This window comes from Pseudomonas sp. 5Vm1k (genome assembly GCF_056161485.1).
In genome coordinates, this window is record NZ_JBSPCZ010000001.1 from 680,559 (window position 1) to 699,246 (window position 18,688).

Below are 18,688 nucleotides of genomic sequence, written 5' to 3' on the forward strand. Positions count from 1 at the left end.
TTCGCGAGCAGGCTCGCTCCCACAGGGTTTGACGGGTATCAGGCAGTGGTCCGCAGGCCGGCGACGGTGCGCGGCATGCCGACAAACCCGGGCAAGGCTTCGATTCGCGCCAGCCAGGCGCGGACGTTAGCGTAATCCTCCAGGGACACATTGCCTTCCGGCGCATGAGCGATGTAGCTGTAGGCAGCGACATCGGCGATGGTTGGCTCGTTACCTACCAGGAATTTGCTGTTGGCCAGTTCCTGATCGATCACCTTGAGCAGGTCATGTGCACGAGTGATCGCCTCTTCGGCGTTGTAAGGCGCACCAAACACGGTGATCAACCGGGCTCTTGCAGGGCCGAAGGCAATTTGCCCGGCCGCCACCGACAACCAGCGTTGAACCTTGGCCGCGCCCACCGGGTCGGTCGGCAGCCAGCGGCCGTTGCCATATTTCTGTGCCAGGTACACCAGGATCGCGTTGGAGTCCGCCAGAATCACGCCTTGATCATCCAGCACCGGCACCTGACCAAACGAGTTGAGCGCCAGGAATTCCGGCTGTTTGTGCTCGCCTTTGGCCAGATCGACAAAGATCAAATCGGTCGGCAGTTGCAGCAGCGACAGCATCAATTCGGCACGGTGAGCGTGGCCGGAACGTGGGAAATTGTAGAGTTTGATGGCGTGCATGATCGGCTCCGCTGGGTGGTGGCGCCGTTCAGATAATGATCAGCACCGATGGCAGCCATCATCTACCCAGCGCCAAAACAACAGAATAACCAGTAAATGCAATCCATTATTTCAGCGGGTGCAATAACCCATTAGCCCAGCACCGCCAATCCCTGTGGGAGCGGGCTTGCTCGCGAAGGCCATTTCATATTCAACAACGATGTTGACTGATAGTCCGTCTTCGCGAGCAAGCCCGCTCCCACGGGGTTCTGCGCCTCACCCCAACGCCGGGTGTTCACGCAGCGCCTTCACCATAAAATCCACAAAGCTGCGAATCCGCGCTGGGGCCTTGCGCCCGCCCTGGTACACCACGTGGATCGGCAACGGCGGCAGTTCAAAGTCCGCCAACACGATTTCCAGCTCACCGGCCGCGACTTTGCTCGACACTTGGTAGGACAGGACACGGGTAAACCCCAGACCGAGGCTCGCCGCCGTAATGGCAGCCTGATTGGCGGTGACCACCAACCGCGGTTCCGGTCGAACACTGATCGGCTGGCCTTTATCAACGAAGGGCCAACTCCTGAGCTGGCCGATTGACGAGGTGGCAACCACCGGTGCACCGGCCAATGCCTCAGGATGCTGCGGCCGGCCATGGGCGTTCAGGTAAGCCGGCGACGCACAGATCACCCGCCGAACTTGGCCAACCCGAATCGCGTGTTGATTACTGTCGGGCAGCTCACCAATGCGCACGGCGACATCAATGCCCTCCTCGACCATGCTCACTACCCGATCAACCAGCAAGCCGTTGATCGTCACCTCAGGAAACTGATCGAGGTAGCTCACCATCACCGGCGTGACAAACAACTCGCCGAACAACACCGGCGCAGTGACCGTCAGTTGCCCACGAGGCTGGGCGTGACTGCCCGCCGCCGAATCCTCGGCTTCCTGCACTTCGGCGAGAATTCTCCGACAATCCTCCAGATAACGCTGACCTGCTTCGCTTAAATGCACGCTACGGGTGGTGCGCGTCAGCAGCAGGGTGCCGATGCGCTTCTCCAGCGCCGCCACCGCACGGGTGACGCTGGCAGCGGACATCCCCAAACGCCGCGCCGCCGCCGAAAAGCCTTGCGCCTGGGCGACGGCGGCGAAGACCTGCATTTCCTGGAAGCGGTCCATCGGTTAACTCCTGAGCACTAAACCACGCGAGGCCGAACGTTCCCGATTGGGCCTGGATTCGCTGAAAGACGGGTTTTACTGGCATTCTGATTATTGTGACGTATAACCCTGAACGTTCACGCTTTCAATTGCTGAGACCGTCTCCAGATGCCTTCCATTTACCAGCTCAAACCTGCGTTCCAGAACCTGTTGCGACCGTTGGTGCAACGCTTGTTCGATAACGGCACCACCGCCAATCAAATCACCGTGCTCGCCGGGGTGATTTCGGTGGTGGTCGGCGTCGCGATTGCCTGTTTCGCCCAGCACCCGTGGGTGTTTGCGTTGATTCCGCTGTGGATGATCCTGCGCATGGCACTGAACGCCATCGACGGCATGCTGGCTCGGGAGTTCGGTCAGCAGTCACGCCTGGGCGCCTACCTTAATGAACTGTGCGATATCGTCGCTGACTGCGCGCTGATCCTGCCGTTTGCGCTGATTGCCGACGTGAGCGTATTGATTGTGCTGTCGGTCACGCTGCTGGCATTGTTCAGCGAGTACAGTGGCGTCCTGGGGCCGATGGTCGGCGCCTCACGGCGCTACGACGGGCCGATGGGCAAAAGTGATCGGGCATTTGTATTGGGTGTATTGGCCACCGGCATCGCCCTCGGCTGGATCAACACGTTGTGGATTAACATTGTGTTTGGGGTGATCGCCGTCCTGCTGGCTTACACCTTGGTCAACCGGGTCCGTCAGGGCCTCAAAGAAGTGCAGGAAAACGCTCCCTCGGTATAAGGCCCCAGCGTAAGGCCGCCCCCAGCATAAGGAACATGCAATGCGTGAAACTCAGCAACAGACCTTCACCACCCACGACGGCGTTGAGCTGTTCTACCGCCACTGGCCGGCAACCGCTGGCAATCCGGGCGAACCGCGCAAAGCGGTGCTGCTGTTTCATCGCGGGCATGAACACTCCGGGCGCATCGCCCACCTGGTGGATGAGCTGAACCTGCCCGAGTTCGATTTCTTTGCCTGGGACGCTCGCGGCCACGGCCAGTCTCCCGGTGCGCGCGGTGACAGCCCGAGTTTCGCCACCAGCGTGCGAGACGTGCAGACCTTTTGCGATCACCTGAGCGCGGCCCACCAGATCGACGAAGAGAACATGGCCGTGATCGCCCAGAGCGTCGGCGCCGTGATCGTCTCGACCTGGGTTCACGACTACGCACCGCGCATTCGCGCCTTGGTGCTCGCCTCGCCGGCGTTCAAGGTCAAGCTCTACGTGCCGTTCGCCCGCCCGGGCCTGGCGCTGATGCGCAAGTTTCGCGGCAACTTTTTCGTCAACAGCTACGTCAAGGCCAAGTTCCTTAGCCATGACCCTGAGCGCGTGGCGTCCTACGACAGCGATCCGCTGATCACCAAAGCGATTTCGGTGAATGTGTTGCTCGGCTTGTACGAAGCCGCCGACCGCGTGGTAGCTGACGCCCAGGCGATTCAGGTGCCGACCCAACTGCTGATTTCCGGCTCGGATTTTGTGGTCCACCGCAAACCCCAGGAACAATTTTTCGAACGCCTGGGCAGCCTGAAAAAGGAAAAACACATCCTTCCAGGCTTCTTCCACGACACCCTCGGTGAGCGTGATCGCGCCGTGGCCGTGGCCAGCGCCAAGCGTTTTATCCTGCAAAACTTCGACTACCCGCTGGACCGCGCTTCGCTGCTCGACGCCGACAAAATCGGCCTGACCTGCGCCGAATCCGAATCCCTTGCCGCCCCACTGCCGCACAACTCGTTGCGTGACCTGTACTGGCGCATGACCCGTGCCAGCATGCGTCTGGGCAGCAAATTGTCCGATGGCGTCAAATTGGGCTTCGACACCGGTTTCGACTCCGGCAGCACCCTCGATTACGTGTACCGCAACCAGCCCACCGGCAAGGGCGGGCTCGGGCGGATGATTGACCAGAACTACCTGAACTCCATCGGCTGGCGCGGCATTCGCCAGCGCAAGCTCAACGTCGAAGAATTGCTGCGTCTGACCATGGGCAAACTGCGCGACGAAGGTCGCCCGGTGCGCATCGTCGACATCGCCGCCGGCCATGGCCGCTACATTCTTGAAGCCTTGCAGGGTGTCAGTCCGTTGCCGGAATCGATCCTGCTGCGCGATTACAGCGACATCAACGTGCGGGACGGCGGCGCGCTGATCCGCGATAAAGGCCTGGGGGACATCGCGCAATTCGTCAAAGGCGATGCGTTTGATCGTGCCGATCTGGCGGCGCTTGAGCCCAAGCCAACACTGGCGGTGGTTTCGGGGTTGTATGAACTGTTTGCCGACAACACGATGGTCGGCGGCTCCCTGGCCGGTTTGGCCGAAGCCGTGGAGCCCGGTGGTTATCTGGTTTACACCGGTCAGCCGTGGCACCCGCAGCTGGAATTGATCGCCCGCGCCCTCACCAGTCACCGTCAAGGCCAGGCCTGGGTGATGCGTCGGCGCAGCCAGGCGGAAATGGATCAACTGGTGGAAGCAGCGGGTTTCCGCAAAATCACCCAGCGAGTGGATGAATGGGGGATCTTCACCGTGTCCCTCGCGCAACGGGTGCAATGATGGTGGCGGCCCCCCGAGAACCGGGTTTGCTCAAACCAGCCGTGCTTTGGCTGCTGTTGCTGGCGCCGCTGTTTTTCGCCAGCTACGGCTTTGCCACCTGGGTGACGAACCAGCGCAGCGACGTCGGCACTTTCGTTTTCGATTGGGAAACGGCCATGCCTTTCTGGGCGTGGACCATCGTGCCCTACTGGACGATTGATCTGCTGTACGGGTTTTCACTGCTGCTGCCCAACAGTCGCCATGAACTCAAACGCCACGCCTTGCGCTTGCTGAGCGCGCAAGTGATCTCGGTCAGTTGCTTCCTCTTGTGGCCGCTGCGCTTCACCTTCGAACGACCGGAACTGGACGGCATATTCGGCTGGCTGTTTGCAGTGCTGGCGGGGTTCGACAAGCCGTTCAATCAGGCGCCATCGCTGCACATCGCGCTGTTGGTGATTCTATGGGTCATGTACCAACGGCACTCGCAAGGTGTGTGGCGCTGGCTGGTGCATGGTTGGTTTGCGCTGATCGGGATTTCGGTGCTGACCACTTATCAACATCACTTTATCGACTTACCCACAGGCGCCCTCGCCGGTTGGTTGTGCGTGTGGTTGTGGCCACTGGATCGGCCGAGTCCCTTGACCAGCCTGCGACTGGCCAAGGATTCGAAACGCTGGCGCCTGGCCTTGTGCTACGGCGTGGGCGCCGCAATATTCGCCACTCCAGCCTTTGGCCTGGGCGGCGGATGGCTGTGGCTGATCTGGCCCGCCGTGGCACTGCTGTTGGTGGCGCTCAACTACGCGCTGCTGGACGCCGCCGGGTTTCAGAAACGCGCTGACGGTCGACTGAGCCCGGCTGCACGCTGGTTGTTCGCGCCTTATGTCGCGGCGGCGTGGCTCAATTCACGGCTGTGGACCCGCAAACATCCACAACCCAATGAGGTTGTGGATAACGTTTGGCTCGGCAGGCTTCCCGACGCTGACCAATTGGCGCCGTTCAAAGCCGTGGTCGATCTCTGTGCTGAGCTGCCGCTTGATCCGCGAGGCCGTGCCTATCAAAGCATTCCTGTCCTCGACCTGACGGCGCCCAATGCCGAGCAATGCCTCGCCGCCGCCCAAGCCATTGAACAACTGCGCCAGCAGGGCCCGCTGCTGGTTTGCTGCGCGTTGGGTTATTCGCGCAGTGCCACGGCGGTCGCCGCGTGGTTGTTGCACAGCGGTCGAGCGACGAGCGTCGATGCCGCTGTGGCGATGATCCGTGCCGCACGCCCGCACGTAGTGCTGCACACGGCCCATCGCCAAGCATTGGAGAATGCCTATGCCGGTTGATATGGAACTGCAGGTGGTCGCCAGTCTGTTGCGTCGGGGCCGCACACTCGATCAGTTATCCACAGGGCTGACTTTGCTCGGTGTGCTGTTCGGCCTATTGCAACTGCTGCTGATTACTCCGGTTGCGCTGGGCCTGCTTCTCAGTGCCTGGCTGATCATCGTGGGGCTGATGCAAAAATACTGGGCGTTTCGGGTGGCCTTCGACGCTGACTTGTTTGCCCTGGTCGCCCGGGACGCTGACGCACTGCCGGACCGCACTCAAGCCCTCGACCAGGCCTTGCAAAGCCTCGGCCTGCAACCGGCCAGCCGCGCCGGCCGGCCTTGGGCCGAACGTCAACGTGGCGCTTTGAAACTGCTGCGTAACCAGGCGGTCCTACTGCTCGCGCAGGTGCTGCCCGCATTGGCGGTCATCCTGGCCAGCCCTTGGCTGTCCTTCGCCGGATAAGGAAATCATTCATGTTCGAACCTGTGGTCGCCACCCTCATCACCTCCATGGCCCGCACCGTCACCGGTGCTCGCAGCCTGTGGATGGGCTGCGCGCCGGAACCGGTGCAACGGATTTACTTCGCCAACCACAGCAGCCACGGCGATTTCGTGCTGTTGTGGGCTTCGCTGCCCCCCGCCCTGCGCAAACTCACGCGCCCGGTGGCCGGCAGCGATTACTGGAATAAAAGCGCAGTGCGCCGTTACATCATCAGCCGGGTGTTCAACGGCGTGCTGATCGACCGCGAGCGCAAGGACCCTGTGGATAACCCGTTGCAGCCGATGCTCGATGCGCTGGAGAAAGGCGATTCACTGATCCTCTTTCCCGAAGGCACGCGCAATCCGGAGGACGGCCTGCTGCCCTTCAAAAGCGGCCTGTATCACTTGGCAAAAAGTTACCCACAGGCCCAAGTGATTCCGGTATGGATCGCCAACCTCAATCGGGTCATGCCCAAAGGCCGGGTGCTGCCATTGCCGCTGCTGTGTACCACCAGTTTCGGAACGCCGCTGCAATTGGAAGAAGACGAGAGCAAAGAGCACTTCCTGACACGCAGCCGCGACGCGCTGCTGGCCCTCGCCCCGGAGCATTCCTGACATGGATAGACAAACCCTGATGCTGTTTGGCGGGATCGGCATGATCCTGGTGCTGGCCTCGCTGATTGGCCTGATTCTCAAACTGCGCACACGCGGCACGCCCAACGCGGTGGTCGACAACCTCAATGCCCGCATCAATGCCTGGTGGGTGATGGTGCTGGTGATTGGCATCGCCTTCTGGCTGGGGACCGGCGCGGTGATCCTGCTGTTCTACGCAGTGTCGTTCTATGCCCTGCGCGAATTCCTCACCCTCACACCCACGCGACGCAGTGACTATCCGGCGCTGGTGGCGGCGTTTTACCTGGCGTTACCACTGCAATACCTGCTGATCTATTTCGATTGGTACGGCCTGTTTTCGATCTTTATCCCGGTGTACGTGTTCTTGCTGCTGCCGATCCTCGCCTCGCTGGGTGGCGACAGCACGCACTTCCTGGAACGGGCGTCGAAAGTGCAATGGGGCTTGATGATCGCGGTGTTCTGCGTGTCGTTCGTCCCCGCCCTGCTGACCCTGGACATCGTCGGTTATGAAGGTCGCAACCTGCTGCTGATCGCTTACCTGGTGATCGTGGTCCAGCTATCGGACGTGCTGCAGTACGTGTGCGGCAAGTTGTTTGGCAAACACAAAATCGCGCCCAATCTGTCGCCCTCGAAAACAGTCGAGGGTTTTGTCGGCGGCGTGCTGCTGTCGTCGCTGATCGGCGCAGCGTTGTGGTGGACCACGCCCTTCAACCCGTGGCAGTCGTTCTTGATTGCGCTGCTGATCAACTTGCTGGGGTTTGCCGGCGGCATCGTGATGTCGGCGATCAAGCGTGATCGCGGCGTGAAGGATTGGGGACACATGATCGAAGGTCATGGCGGGATGCTGGATCGGCTGGATTCGGTGTGTTTTGCGGCGCCGATTTTCTTTCATCTGGTGCGCTACTGGTGGACTTGAAAGCCTTGAGCTAAAAGCCCCGCAACACTTTGGAGGTTCGCGTGTAGGATATGCCGCACTTTGCCAAGGATGCGCACCATGTTCGACTCGTTCAAAAAAACCAGCCGCCGTTTTTTCGGTGCTTTTTTAACAGTCATGGGTGCGCTTTTCAGCCTCTTGGGCTGGCTGCTTAAATCGATTTTCGGCCAATGGCAGCCGCCCTCCTGGGTGCCAGCCCTGGGCAAACGCCTGATAGCGCTGGGGCACAAGGCCCGGCCCTATCCAAAGCAGATTACCGGTGCAGTGCTGGGCCTGGCGCTGCTGGTGGCCGCCGGTTTGTATGGCTGGCATTGGTATTCCAACCTGCCGCAACCGCACACCGTGACCTACTCGGTGCACTCGCCGAACCTGACGGTCTACACCGAAACGCCGCCCACCATCGATCACCTGCAAATCCACTTCAATGAATCCGTGGCGCCGTTGCAGGACATCGGCAAACCGGTCACCAAGGGCATCACCCTCAAACCCGCCGTCAAAGGTAACTGGCGCTGGGCCGATGATCGCAACCTGGTGTTCGTACCGGATCAGGACTGGCCGATCAACGCCGAGTACAGCCTCGACCTCGCGAAGAAAAACCTGTTGGCCGATGGCGTGCTGTTGAACCAATACAGTAGCAAGGTGACCACCTCATCCTTTGGCGGCCGCCTGATCCAGAGCGAGCTGTATCAAGACCCGGTCAACCCGACACTGAAACAGCACGTCGCGACCTTTCGCTTCACCCACCCGGTGGACGAGGAAAGCTTGCGTAAACGGGTGACAGTGACCCTCGGTACAGGCTTGGCCTATCGCGACGCCCAGGCGCCGAACAAGCCTGAAATCAGCTTGGACGAACACAAGCTCAATGCCTACGTGCGCTCCGCCGCCCTCGCGACACCGCTGGAAAGCGTTGCGGTGATGATCAAGCTCGATGAAGGCATCAAGGCTCGGGACGGCGGCAACGTCAGCCCTGCACCGCTAATCACTGAAGTCGTCGTGCCGGGTCGCTATCGCCTGACCTTCGGCAACGCCGAGGTTCAGTTTGTCGACAACGAGCGCGGCGAACCTGAACCCGTGATCATGTTCAGCAGTTCCAGCGCCGTGACCGACGAGATGCTGGCCGGCAAGGTGCAAGCCTGGCTGCTGCCGGAGAAACTCGCCGACGATCATACGTCCTGGTACACCAAAGACATCGACGAAAAGCTGCTGGCCCGCAGCACCAAGGTCACGCTGACCCACGTGCCGAGCATCGAACCGCTCAACACCCAGCACGCCTTCAAGTTCAAGGCACCGGCAGGTCGTGCATTGTACGTGCGCGTCCCGGCCAACCTCGAAGCCATCGGCGGTTATCTGGCGAAGAATCCGACGGCGTCCCTGGTGAGCATGCCGGCCTACCCGCGCACGTTGCAGTTCATGTCCGACGGCGCACTGCTGAGCCTCAACGGCGAGAAGCGCCTGGGCTTCATGGCTCGCGGCGTGCCCGGCGCCCATGTGGAAATCGCCCGTTTGCTGCCCAACCAGTTGCAACACCTGGTGGACCAGAGCAGCGGCAGCTTCGCCCGGCCCAATTTCAGTAATGACTATTTCGACCGGATGGTCGAGCGCATGTCCCTGGACATCCCGCTGAACGCCGCAGACCCGTCGAAGACCGTTTACGACAACGTCGACCTCAGCCGTTACCTCAACGCCAATGGCGGACGACGGGGTATTTTCGTGCTCAAGTTGAGTTCGCAGGACGAGCCGTCCGAACGAACCTTCGACCGCTATTCACGCAACACCACCGACGACCTGCGTTTCATTGTGGTGACCGACCTGGGGATCATCGCCAAGCGCTCCAGCGACGGCAGCCATGATGTCTACGTGCAATCGATCGGCAACGGCTCGCCCGTGGCCGAGGCCCAGGTCGACATCATCGGCCGTAACGGCTTGCCGGTGAGCAGCGGCAGAACCGACGCCGACGGCCATGTGCACTTCGCCAAACTCGATGAGTTGCGCCGTGAAAAAACACCACTGATGTACGTGGTGACCCGCGGCAACGACCAGTCTTTCCTGCCGATTGCCCGCCAGTCCCAGCAGTTGGACCTGTCGCGCTTCGACGTCGGCGGCCTGCAAGAAGACGGCGCCACCGAGCGGTTGAGCGCCTACCTGTTTACCGACCGTGGCCTCTATCGCCCCGGCGAGACGGCGCACCTGGGCATGATCGTGCGCAGCGGTAACTGGAAAGGGAGTTTGCAAGGCCTGCCGGTGGAACTGAAAATCCTCGACCCTCGTGGCATGGAAGTCATTCGCCAGCCGCTAAAACTGTCGGCTTCAGGCTTTGAGAGCTTTGATTTCGCCAGCAGCGAAGTCGCGCCAGCGGGGGATTACACCGCGACCCTGCAACTGGTGGGCGATAAAAAGACCCGCACCGACCTGGGCAGCGTCAGCTTCAAGGTTCGCGACTTTGAGCCGGACCGCATGAAGGTCAGCCTGACCCTGCATGACACCCCGGTGGTCGGCTGGATTCCGCCAGACCAAGTGGTGGCCAAGGTTACCGCCCTGCACCTGTTTGGCGCCCCGGCCGCCGGCCGTCGAGTGACCGCCAAAATGTCCCTGAGCCCGACGGACGCGGCGTTTGAACGCTACCCCGATTATCGATTCCATCTTAACGACGCTCTGGAAGCACCCAACTCCGAGGACCTGGCGGAAGTCGAGGCCGACGATAACGGCCAGGCTGTGCTCGACCTCAACCTGCAACGCTTCGCCAACAGCACCTATCGTCTGCAAGTCATGACCCAGGTCTATGAGGCCGAAGGTGGCCGCAACGTCGCGGCGCAAAGCAGTCTGCTGGTGTCCTCGGCGCCGTATCTGGTGGGCGTGAACAGCCAGGATGCCCTTGGTTATGTGGCCAAGGACACCCTGCGCCAAGTGCAATGGCTGGCCGTCGCGCCGGACCTCAGCCCGCGAGGGGTGGATGGCCTGAGCACCGAGTTGGTGGAGCATCGCTACGTTTCGGTGTTGATCAAGCAAGCCAACGGCACCTACAAATACGAGTCGCGGGTCAAGAACATCAGCCAACCGGCCACGCCTCTCATGTTGGGCAAGACCGGCGCTAAACAGACGCTGAACACCAGCACACCTGGCGATTACACCCTGCAATTGAAGGACGCCAGCGGCAACCTGCTCAACGCCATCAATTACAGCGTCGCCGGGCGCGCCAACACCTCACGGTCCCTGGAGCGCAACGCCGAACTGCAACTGCGTCTGGACAAGCGCAGCTACGCCACTGGCGATGAGATCGCCATCAGCATTCGTGCGCCTTATACCGGTGCCGGTTTGATCACCATCGAGCGTGACAAGGTTTACACCCAGCAATGGTTCAAGGCCGACAGCACCAACAGCGTGCAGCACATTCGTGTGCCCGCCGGGATTGAAGGCAACGCCTACATCAACGTGCAGTTCGTGCGGGACATCGGTTCGTCCGAGGTTTATATGAGCCCACTGTCCTATGGCGTGGTGCCGTTCAGTATCAACCTCGATGCACGGCGCATGGCGCTGAAGGTCGAAGGCCCGGCGAAAATCGAGCCGGGGCAAATGCTGGATATCAAGGTCACGGCTGACCGACCTTCCCGTGCCGTGGTCTACGCAGTGGACGAAGGCATCCTGCAAGTCGCGCGCTATAAGGCGCCGGACCCGCTGAGTCACTTCTTCCAGAAACGCGCGCTGGAAGTCGGCACCAGTCAGATTCTTGACCTGATCCTGCCGGAATTCAGCCGCTTGCTCAGTGGCGCAGCGCCGGGCGGCGATACCGAAAACGCTTTGGCTTCGCACCTCAACCCGTTCAAACGCAAACACCAGCCACCCGTGGCCTGGTGGTCGGGGCTGGTCGACTTGCCGGCCGGGGAAACCGTTCTGCATTACCAGGTTCCGGACAGCTTCAACGGCAAGCTGCATCTGTTTACCGTTGCAGTGGATGCCGACAGCGTCGGCGTCAGTGAAGCCACTACCGATGTGCGCGGGCCACTGGTGATCACGCCGAACGTGCCGGCGTTTGTCGCACCGGGCGACGTGTTCAGCGTCAGCGCTGGCGTGTTCAGCAACCTCGACACGGCCGCCAAGGTGAAATTCGAGCTGCAAACCAGCAGCGGGCTGAAAGTCGAAGGCGCTCAGAACAACACTCTGGAGCTGCAACCGCGCAAGGAAGGCGTGGCAGAGTTCCGCATCAAGGTCCTGGAAAACCTCGGCTCGGCGGACTTGCGCTTTGTCGCGGTGCTGCCGGACGGCAAACGCATCCAGGTCGCGGAAACTACCTCGATCCGGCCGTTGAGCGAGCACCGGGTGGCCCTCAGCCTCGGCCGTTTCGACAGCGCCAGCAAAGAGCTGAAACTCACCCGCGACCTGTACCCGCAACTGCGCAATGTGCAAGTGGGAGTCGCCGCTTCGCCACTGGTCTGGGCCAATGGTCTCAAGCATTACCTGGATGACTATGGTTACGCCTGCACCGAACAATTGGTCTCCAAGGCGATGCCGGCGTTGATCTGGGGCGGCACAGCACCCGAGGCGGAACAAGCCTTCACCGGCGCGGTACGGATGCTCCGTCAGCGGCAGAATCAGGCCGGCGGTTTTGGCCTGTGGGCGGCCAGCCCGGACGTCGCACCTTACGCCAGCCTGTATGCCACCGACTTCCTGATCGAAGCCAAGGAGCGCGGCTTGCCGGTACCGGAAGACCTGCTGGTGCGCGCCAACGCTTACCTCACCGACCTGGCCAACGGCCCGAGCGAAGGCCGGCCGGAGTTGCGCAACCGCGCCTACGCCAGTTACTTGTTGAGCCGCCAGGGGATTCTGGTCAGTGGCGCCTTGAGCGATATCCGCGAGCGTTACGAAACCTACTTCAAAGACAACTGGAAAAATGATTTGGGCGCCGCTTACCTCGCCGCCAGTTACAAATTGCTCAAGCAGGACAGTCAGGCCGATGCGCTGTTTCGCAAGATCCCGTGGCGCACCATCGCCGACGGCTGGGAAAGCGACGGTTTGTATTACGACCCGTTGGTGCACGACGCCGAGCACCTGCATTTGCTCAGCCGCCATTTCCCCGAGTTGCTCGACGATGTGCCAGTGAGCCTGCTGGATAACCTCGGCAAGCGCCTCAACGAGCAGCGTTACAATTCGCTGTCTGCCGCGCTGTTGTTGCGTGGCCTGGACAACTACGGCCAGCGCGCGCAAAGCGACATGACCCTCAAGGCCTCGGCCTGGTTGGGCGAGAAGCAGCAACAACTGTTGGAGATGGCAGGCCAGCCGCCTCGCGCGGCCGTACCGACCGGCACGAAAAAACTGCTCATGGAAAAAACCGACGGCCCGGCCGCGTTCTACATGCTCAGCGAGGCGGGGTTTGAACGCGGCACCCTCAAGCCAATCAACAATGGCCTGGAGATCATCCACGAATACCTCAACCTGGACGGCAAAGCAGTCAGCAAAGTGAGTGTCGGCGATGAATTCCTGGTGCGCCTGCGACTGCGCGCCACCAATCGTGATCAGGTGCAGCAAGTGGCGATCGTCGATTTGCTGCCGGGCGGGGTCGAGCCGGTGTATCGCCTGCCACCGGAACCGAAAGCCGCCAGCGAGGAAGACGAGGAGTCGCAATACGCCGAAGACAGCGAAGAAACCGAAGCCTGGCAACCTCCTGTTGGTGAAAGCGCGTTGAGCGACTGGCAACCGAACTACATCGATGTGCGCGATGACCGCGTAGTGTTCTACGGTACGGCGCGGCGCGATGTCGGCACCTTCGTTTACCGTGTGCGCGCCACCAATGCCGGGACCTTCAACACGCCACCGGCCTACGCCGAAGGTATGTACGAGACCACCCTGCAAGGCCGTGGCAAAGTCGGTCAGCTTGAAATCGTCAAACCTTGAGAAACCCGGTGCGACGATTCAAACCCCTGCTGGCGATTGGATTAGCGGTGGGGGCGGTTTTGCTGGGGCTAAGAGTGTGGCCCCATGCACCGCTGGCCGAAGCGACGTCTTCATCACGCCAAGTGCTGGCGGACGACGGATCGCTGCTGCGCATGACCCTGGCCGCCGACGGCCAGTATCGTTTATGGCTACCACTGGAGCGCATCTCGCCGTCGTTGGTCGAAGCGCTGCTGCTTAAGGAAGACCGCAATTTCTTTTGGCATCCGGGGATCAATCCTCCGGCGCTGCTGCGGGCGGCCACCGCCACTTACAGCGGTGGCCAGCGTCAGGGCGGCTCAACGTTGAGCATGCAACTGGCGCGACGTCTGTGGGACCTCAACACCCGGAAAATCCCTGGCAAGCTGCAACAAATGGCCCTGGCCTTGTGGCTGGAAGCGCGTTACAGCAAACACGAGATTCTTGAGGCCTACCTCAATCTGGCGCCGATGGGCGGCAACATCGAAGGCGCCGAAGCGGCCAGCCGGATTTACTTCGGCAAATCGGCGGCGCAGTTGTCGTTGTCCGAAGCCTTGGCGCTGGCAGTGATTCCGCAGCAACCGGGGCGCCGCGCCAATTTCGGACCCTCCTTACAGAACGCTCGACTGCGTTTGATGACGCAATGGCGTGAGACCTATCCCGACGATCCACGTAACAGCAGTTTGCTGGAGCTGCCGCTGGAAGCGCGCAACCGGCAGCAAATTCCGTTTCTGGCGCCGCATCTGAGCGAACAATTGCTGGCCGCCCAAACCGGCAATGAGCTCAATAGCACGCTCAACTTGCCCTTGCAGCAGTTGCTGGAACGTCTGATCAGCGGTTTTATTGCCGAGCGCAAAAGTGCCGGTATTGAAAACGCGACGGCGATTCTGGTGGACAGCCGCGACCAGAGCGTCAAGGCACTTATCGGCTCGGCGGACTACTTATCCACAGCCTTGCATGGGCAGGTCAACGGCATTCTGGCGCGGCGCTCCCCCGGCTCGACCCTCAAGCCGTTTCTCTATGGGCTGGCGTTGGACCAGGGGCTGATCCACCCGATGAGCATTCTCAAGGACATGCCGAGTAGCTTCGGTTATTTCCAGCCGGAAAATTTCGATGGCAGTTATGTCGGTCCGTTGACTGCCCGCGATGCGTTGATTCGCAGCCGCAATATTCCGGCGGTGTGGCTGGCCAGCCAGGTCAAATCCCCATCGTTGTACGGCTTTTTGCAGCAGGCCGGAATCAAGGGTCTGCGCGGCGAGAGCCATTACGGTTTGGCGTTGGCTTTGGGTGGCGGCGAGATGACGCCCGAGGAGTTGGCGCGGCTGTACCTGATGCTGGCCGGCGACGGCCATTTGCGACCACTGCGCTATCTGAGCGAACAACCGCAGAGCAGCGGCGATGCGTTACTGACACCACAATCCGCCTTCATGGTCCGTGACATGCTCAGGCGCAACCCGCGCCCCGATGGCTTACCCGCCGACAGCCGAGGCCGTCACTGGCGTACCGCGTGGAAAACCGGCACGTCGTGGGGCTTTCACGATGCCTGGAGTGCGGGCATCGTCGGGCCGTACGTGTTGGTGGTATGGGTCGGTAACTTCGACGGCCGCCCCAACCCGGAATTCATCGGTGCAAAAACCGCAGCACCGCTGTTCTTTCGCATCGCCGACGCCCTGCCCTTGGCATTGCCGACGGTGGCGGATCGAGTCGACAAACCGCCTGCCGGACTGACACGAATCGACATCTGCGCCGCGTCCGGTGAATTGCCGAACCGCTGGTGCCCGTCGACGCGCAAAACCTGGTACATCCCCGGCGTCTCTCCGATCCGCGTGTCCAACCTGCACCGCCCGGTATTGATCGATACCCGCACCGGCAAAGCCGCCTGCGCACCGTTCGATCCGCAGTACACCCGCGAAGAAGTCTTCGAGTTCTGGCCCAGCGACGTGCAACGCCTGTACCGCGCCGCCGGCCTGCCCCGGCGCGCACCGCCCAATGTAGTTAAAAACTGCCAGCCCAACCCCACTAGCGATCAGAGCGAAGCGCCACAAATCAGGTCGCCACTCACCCAGGTCAGCTATCAGCTGCGGCTTTCCCAGCCACAGGACAGCATCTCCCTGAGCGCCAATGCGGCCAGTGATGCGTTGAACCTCTATTGGTTTGCCGACCAGACATTGATCGGCCAAGGCTCGCCGCAGACCGCGTTGAACTGGCGGCCGGGCAAGTCCGGGGTGTATCAGTTGCGCGTCACTGATGATCAGGGTCGCAGTGCGAGCAGAGGACTGCGGGTGGAGTTTGTGCCCTGAGCGGCTGTGTTTAACAGCCGTCATCAGGCACTCCGCAGCGACCTCTATAAGTTACAACACCTGTGGATAACTTATTCCACCGTCACCGACTTCGCCAGGTTGCGCGGCTGGTCGACGTCCGTGCCTTTCAACACCGCCACGTAGTACGACAACAACTGCAGCGGGATGGTGTAGAGGATCGGCGACAGGATGTCGTGGATGTGCGGCATCTGCACAACATAGGTGCCTTCACCATTGACCATGCCGGCCTTTTCGTCAGCGAAGACGATCAACTGGCCGCCACGGGCGCGGACTTCCTGGAGGTTGGATTTCAACTTCTCCAGTAGCTCGTTGTTCGGCGCCACGGTGACCACCGGCATGTCGTTATCCACAAGCGCCAACGGGCCGTGTTTCAGCTCGCCGGCCGGGTAGGCTTCGGCGTGGATGTAGGAGATTTCCTTAAGCTTCAAGGCCCCTTCCATCGCCACCGGGTATTGCGCACCACGGCCCAGGAACAAGGTGTGGTTCTTATCGGCGAACAGCTCGGCGATTTTTTCCACGGTGCTGTCCATCGCCAGCGCTTCGCCCAGACGGGTTGGCAAGCGACGCAGCTCTTCCACCAGAGTGGCCTCGACGCCTTTGGCCAACGTGCCGCGCACCTGACCGAGGGACAGGGTCAGCAGCAACAAACCCACCAACTGAGTGGTGAAGGCTTTGGTCGAGGCCACGCCGATTTCGCGACCCGCCTGAGTCAGCAGGGTCAGGTCGGATTCACGCACCAGGGAGCTGATGCCGACGTTGCAGATCGCCAGGCTGGCGAGGAAACCCAGTTCCTTGGCATTACGCAGGGCAGCCAGGGTATCGGCGGTTTCGCCGGACTGGGAGATGGTCACGAACAGGGTGTCGGGCTGCACCACGACTTTGCGGTAGCGGAATTCGCTGGCGACTTCGACCTGGCACGGGATACCGGCCAGCTCTTCAAGCCAGTAACGGGCAACCATACCGGCGTGGTAGCTGGTGCCGCAGGCGACGATCTGCACGTTGCGAACTTTGGCGAACAGCTCGGGCGCCTCTGGACCGAAGGCTTGCACCAAGACTTGTTGCTGGCTCAGGCGGCCTTCCAGCGTGCGTTGCACCACCGAAGGCTGCTCATGGATTTCCTTGAGCATGAAGTGGCGGTATTCGCCCTTTTCTGCAGATTCCGCGTTATCGCCGTACTGCACGGCTTCGCGCTCAACGGCTTTGCCGTCAATGTCCCAGATTTGCACGCTGTCGCGACGAATCTCGGCGATGTCGCCTTCTTCCAGGTACATAAAGCGGTCTGTGACCTGACGCAGGGCCAGTTGATCGGAAGCGAGGAAGTTTTCCCCCAGGCCCAGACCGATCACCAACGGGCTGCCACTGCGGGCGGCGACCAGACGATCCGGTTGATCAGCGCTGATAACCGCCAGACCGTAAGCACCGTGCAGCTCTTTGACAGTGGCCTTGAGGGCGACGGTCAGGTCGTGCAGATCCTTGAGTTTATGCGCCAGCAGGTGGGCGATGACTTCGGTGTCGGTGTCCGAGGTGAACACGTAACCCTGGGCCTTCAACTGTTCGCGCAGGGCTTCGTGGTTCTCGATGATGCCGTTGTGCACAACGGCCAGGTTCTGCCCGGAGAAATGCGGGTGGGCGTTGCGTTCGCAAGGCGCGCCATGGGTCGCCCAGCGGGTATGGGCGATGCCCAGACGGCCAACTAGCGGTGCCTCGGTCAGGGCTTGGTCCAGCTCGCTGACCTTGCCCGGACGACGGACGCGATCAAGGATCCCGTCGTTGGTGAAGACCGCCACACCGGCGCTGTCATAGCCTCGGTATTCCAGGCGTTTCAGACCTTCGAGCAGGATGGCGGTGATGTTACGTTCTGCGACTGCGCCGACAATTCCACACATGCTATTTCTCCTGACTGACTGCCGCGAGGATCACGTTGATACCGCGGGCCTGAATCTGATCCCGTGCCTCCAGCGGCAGGCGATCATCGGTAATAAGGGTATGGACGCTGCTCCACGGCAGCTCCAGGTTAGGAATCTTGCGGCCGATCTTGTCGGCCTCGACCATGACGACCACTTCCCGGGCGACTTCAGCCATCACCCGGCTCAATCCCAGCAATTCATTGAAGGTGGTGGTGCCACGGACCAGGTCGATGCCATCGGCACCGATGAACAACTGGTCAAAGTCGTAAGAGCGTAGTACCTGCTCGGCCACCTGCCCCTGAAAGGACTCGGAATGCGGATCCCAGGTGCCGCCGGTCATCAACAGCACCGGTTCGTGCTCCAGTTCGCTCAGGGCACTGGCCACATTCAGGGAATTGGTCATCACCACCAGACCGGGCTGCTGCCCGAGTTCGGGGATCATGGCAGCAGTGGTGCTGCCGCTGTCGATGATGATCCGCGCATGTTCGCGAATCCGCAGGACCGCGGCGCGAGCGATGGCTTGCTTGTACTTGGAAACCGGTTGGCCAAGGTCCGCCACCAATTCCTGCGGTATGGTGATCGCACCACCGTAACGGCGCAGCAGCAGGCCATTGCTCTCAAGTGCCGCCAGATCCTTGCGAATCGTAACTTCCGAGGTTTCGAAGCGCTTGGCCAGTTCGTCCACACTGACTTCGCCCTGCTCGTTGAGCAAGGCGAGGATGTTGTGGCGGCGTTGTGGTGTATTGCGCTTCGACATGGGCTGGTAAGTTTCGATTCGAAAGATAACGAAACCAATCAAAACCTATTGGCGAAACTTCGTCAAGCGTATGGGGA

Annotated in this window: 12 protein-coding genes; 8 read left to right on the top strand and 4 right to left on the bottom strand. The window is 61.0% G+C overall.

Annotation, left to right across the window (positions count from 1 at the left end; translation table 11 throughout):
• Nucleotides 1-38 precede the first annotated feature (38 nt).
• Both ACWIKB_RS03100 and ACWIKB_RS03105 read right to left on the bottom strand, forming a co-directional pair.
• Nucleotides 39-665 (bottom strand): glutathione S-transferase family protein, encoded by a 627-nt coding sequence (locus ACWIKB_RS03100; protein ID WP_475265270.1) that lies wholly within the window; start codon nt 663-665, stop codon nt 39-41.
• 255 nt (nt 666-920) lie between these two features.
• On the bottom strand, nt 921-1,820 hold the full coding sequence (locus ACWIKB_RS03105; protein ID WP_475265271.1) for a LysR family transcriptional regulator: 900 nt from the start codon (nt 1,818-1,820) through the stop codon (nt 921-923).
• Between the two features lie 147 nt (nt 1,821-1,967).
• Here ACWIKB_RS03105 and ACWIKB_RS03110 point away from each other — a divergent pair, with 147 nt between their 5' ends.
• From ACWIKB_RS03110 to pbpC, 8 genes are all read left to right on the top strand, one after another.
• Entirely contained in the window at nt 1,968-2,591 is a 624-nt protein-coding gene (locus ACWIKB_RS03110; RefSeq protein WP_475265272.1) for a CDP-alcohol phosphatidyltransferase family protein, read from the top strand.
• A gap of 40 nt (nt 2,592-2,631) precedes the next feature.
• Complete coding sequence (locus ACWIKB_RS03115; protein WP_475265273.1) at nt 2,632-4,389, top strand: bifunctional alpha/beta hydrolase/class I SAM-dependent methyltransferase; 1,758 nt, start codon at nt 2,632-2,634, stop codon at nt 4,387-4,389.
• Nucleotides 4,386-5,696 (top strand): phosphatase PAP2/dual specificity phosphatase family protein, encoded by a 1,311-nt coding sequence (locus ACWIKB_RS03120; RefSeq protein WP_475265274.1) that lies wholly within the window; start codon nt 4,386-4,388, stop codon nt 5,694-5,696. The genes ACWIKB_RS03115 and ACWIKB_RS03120 overlap by 4 nt, the downstream gene beginning before the upstream one ends.
• Nucleotides 5,686-6,141, top strand: coding sequence for a hypothetical protein (locus ACWIKB_RS03125; RefSeq protein ID WP_475265275.1), 456 nt, complete (start codon nt 5,686-5,688; stop codon nt 6,139-6,141). The genes ACWIKB_RS03120 and ACWIKB_RS03125 overlap by 11 nt, the downstream gene beginning before the upstream one ends.
• 11 nt (nt 6,142-6,152) lie before the next feature.
• A complete protein-coding gene (locus ACWIKB_RS03130) occupies nt 6,153-6,773 on the top strand; it encodes a lysophospholipid acyltransferase family protein (RefSeq protein WP_475265276.1) in 621 nt (206 codons plus the stop codon).
• 1 nt (nt 6,774) lies between these two features.
• On the top strand, nt 6,775-7,707 hold the full coding sequence (locus tag ACWIKB_RS03135) for a phosphatidate cytidylyltransferase (RefSeq protein ID WP_054048174.1): 933 nt from the start codon (nt 6,775-6,777) through the stop codon (nt 7,705-7,707).
• A gap of 78 nt (nt 7,708-7,785) precedes the next feature.
• A complete protein-coding gene (locus tag ACWIKB_RS03140) occupies nt 7,786-13,611 on the top strand; it encodes an alpha-2-macroglobulin family protein (RefSeq protein ID WP_475265277.1) in 5,826 nt (1,941 codons plus the stop codon).
• A gap of 8 nt (nt 13,612-13,619) precedes the next feature.
• The gene (gene pbpC / locus ACWIKB_RS03145; RefSeq protein ID WP_475265278.1) at nt 13,620-15,926 is read left to right on the top strand and encodes a penicillin-binding protein 1C; all 2,307 of its coding nucleotides are present in this window, start codon (nt 13,620-13,622) and stop codon (nt 15,924-15,926) included.
• A gap of 71 nt (nt 15,927-15,997) precedes the next feature.
• Here the strand turns inward: pbpC and glmS are convergent, their stop codons facing one another.
• Both glmS and ACWIKB_RS03155 read right to left on the bottom strand, forming a co-directional pair.
• On the bottom strand, nt 15,998-17,833 hold the full coding sequence (gene glmS / locus ACWIKB_RS03150; protein WP_475265279.1) for a glutamine--fructose-6-phosphate transaminase (isomerizing): 1,836 nt from the start codon (nt 17,831-17,833) through the stop codon (nt 15,998-16,000).
• A 1-nt stretch (nt 17,834) separates the two neighbouring features.
• Entirely contained in the window at nt 17,835-18,611 is a 777-nt protein-coding gene (locus tag ACWIKB_RS03155) for a DeoR/GlpR family DNA-binding transcription regulator (protein ID WP_475265280.1), read from the bottom strand.
• Nucleotides 18,612-18,688: the final 77 nt, after the last annotated feature.

Excerpts from the sequence above, each read along its gene's own strand:
- ACWIKB_RS03110 (WP_475265272.1), top strand. The coding sequence starts at position 1,968 with ATGCCTTCCATTTACCAGCTCAAACCTGCGTTCCAGAACCTGTTGCGA.
- ACWIKB_RS03105 (WP_475265271.1), bottom strand. The coding sequence starts at position 1,820 with ATGGACCGCTTCCAGGAAATGCAGGTCTTCGCCGCCGTCGCCCAGGCG.
- ACWIKB_RS03100 (WP_475265270.1), bottom strand. The coding sequence starts at position 665 with ATGCACGCCATCAAACTCTACAATTTCCCACGTTCCGGCCACGCTCAC.
- ACWIKB_RS03115 (WP_475265273.1), top strand. The coding sequence starts at position 2,632 with ATGCGTGAAACTCAGCAACAGACCTTCACCACCCACGACGGCGTTGAG.
- ACWIKB_RS03140 (WP_475265277.1), top strand. The coding sequence starts at position 7,786 with ATGTTCGACTCGTTCAAAAAAACCAGCCGCCGTTTTTTCGGTGCTTTT.
- ACWIKB_RS03125 (WP_475265275.1), top strand. The coding sequence starts at position 5,686 with ATGCCGGTTGATATGGAACTGCAGGTGGTCGCCAGTCTGTTGCGTCGG.
- glmS (WP_475265279.1), bottom strand. The coding sequence starts at position 17,833 with ATGTGTGGAATTGTCGGCGCAGTCGCAGAACGTAACATCACCGCCATC.
- ACWIKB_RS03120 (WP_475265274.1), top strand. The coding sequence starts at position 4,386 with ATGATGGTGGCGGCCCCCCGAGAACCGGGTTTGCTCAAACCAGCCGTG.
- ACWIKB_RS03155 (WP_475265280.1), bottom strand. The coding sequence starts at position 18,611 with ATGTCGAAGCGCAATACACCACAACGCCGCCACAACATCCTCGCCTTG.
- ACWIKB_RS03135 (WP_054048174.1), top strand. The coding sequence starts at position 6,775 with ATGGATAGACAAACCCTGATGCTGTTTGGCGGGATCGGCATGATCCTG.
- ACWIKB_RS03130 (WP_475265276.1), top strand. The coding sequence starts at position 6,153 with ATGTTCGAACCTGTGGTCGCCACCCTCATCACCTCCATGGCCCGCACC.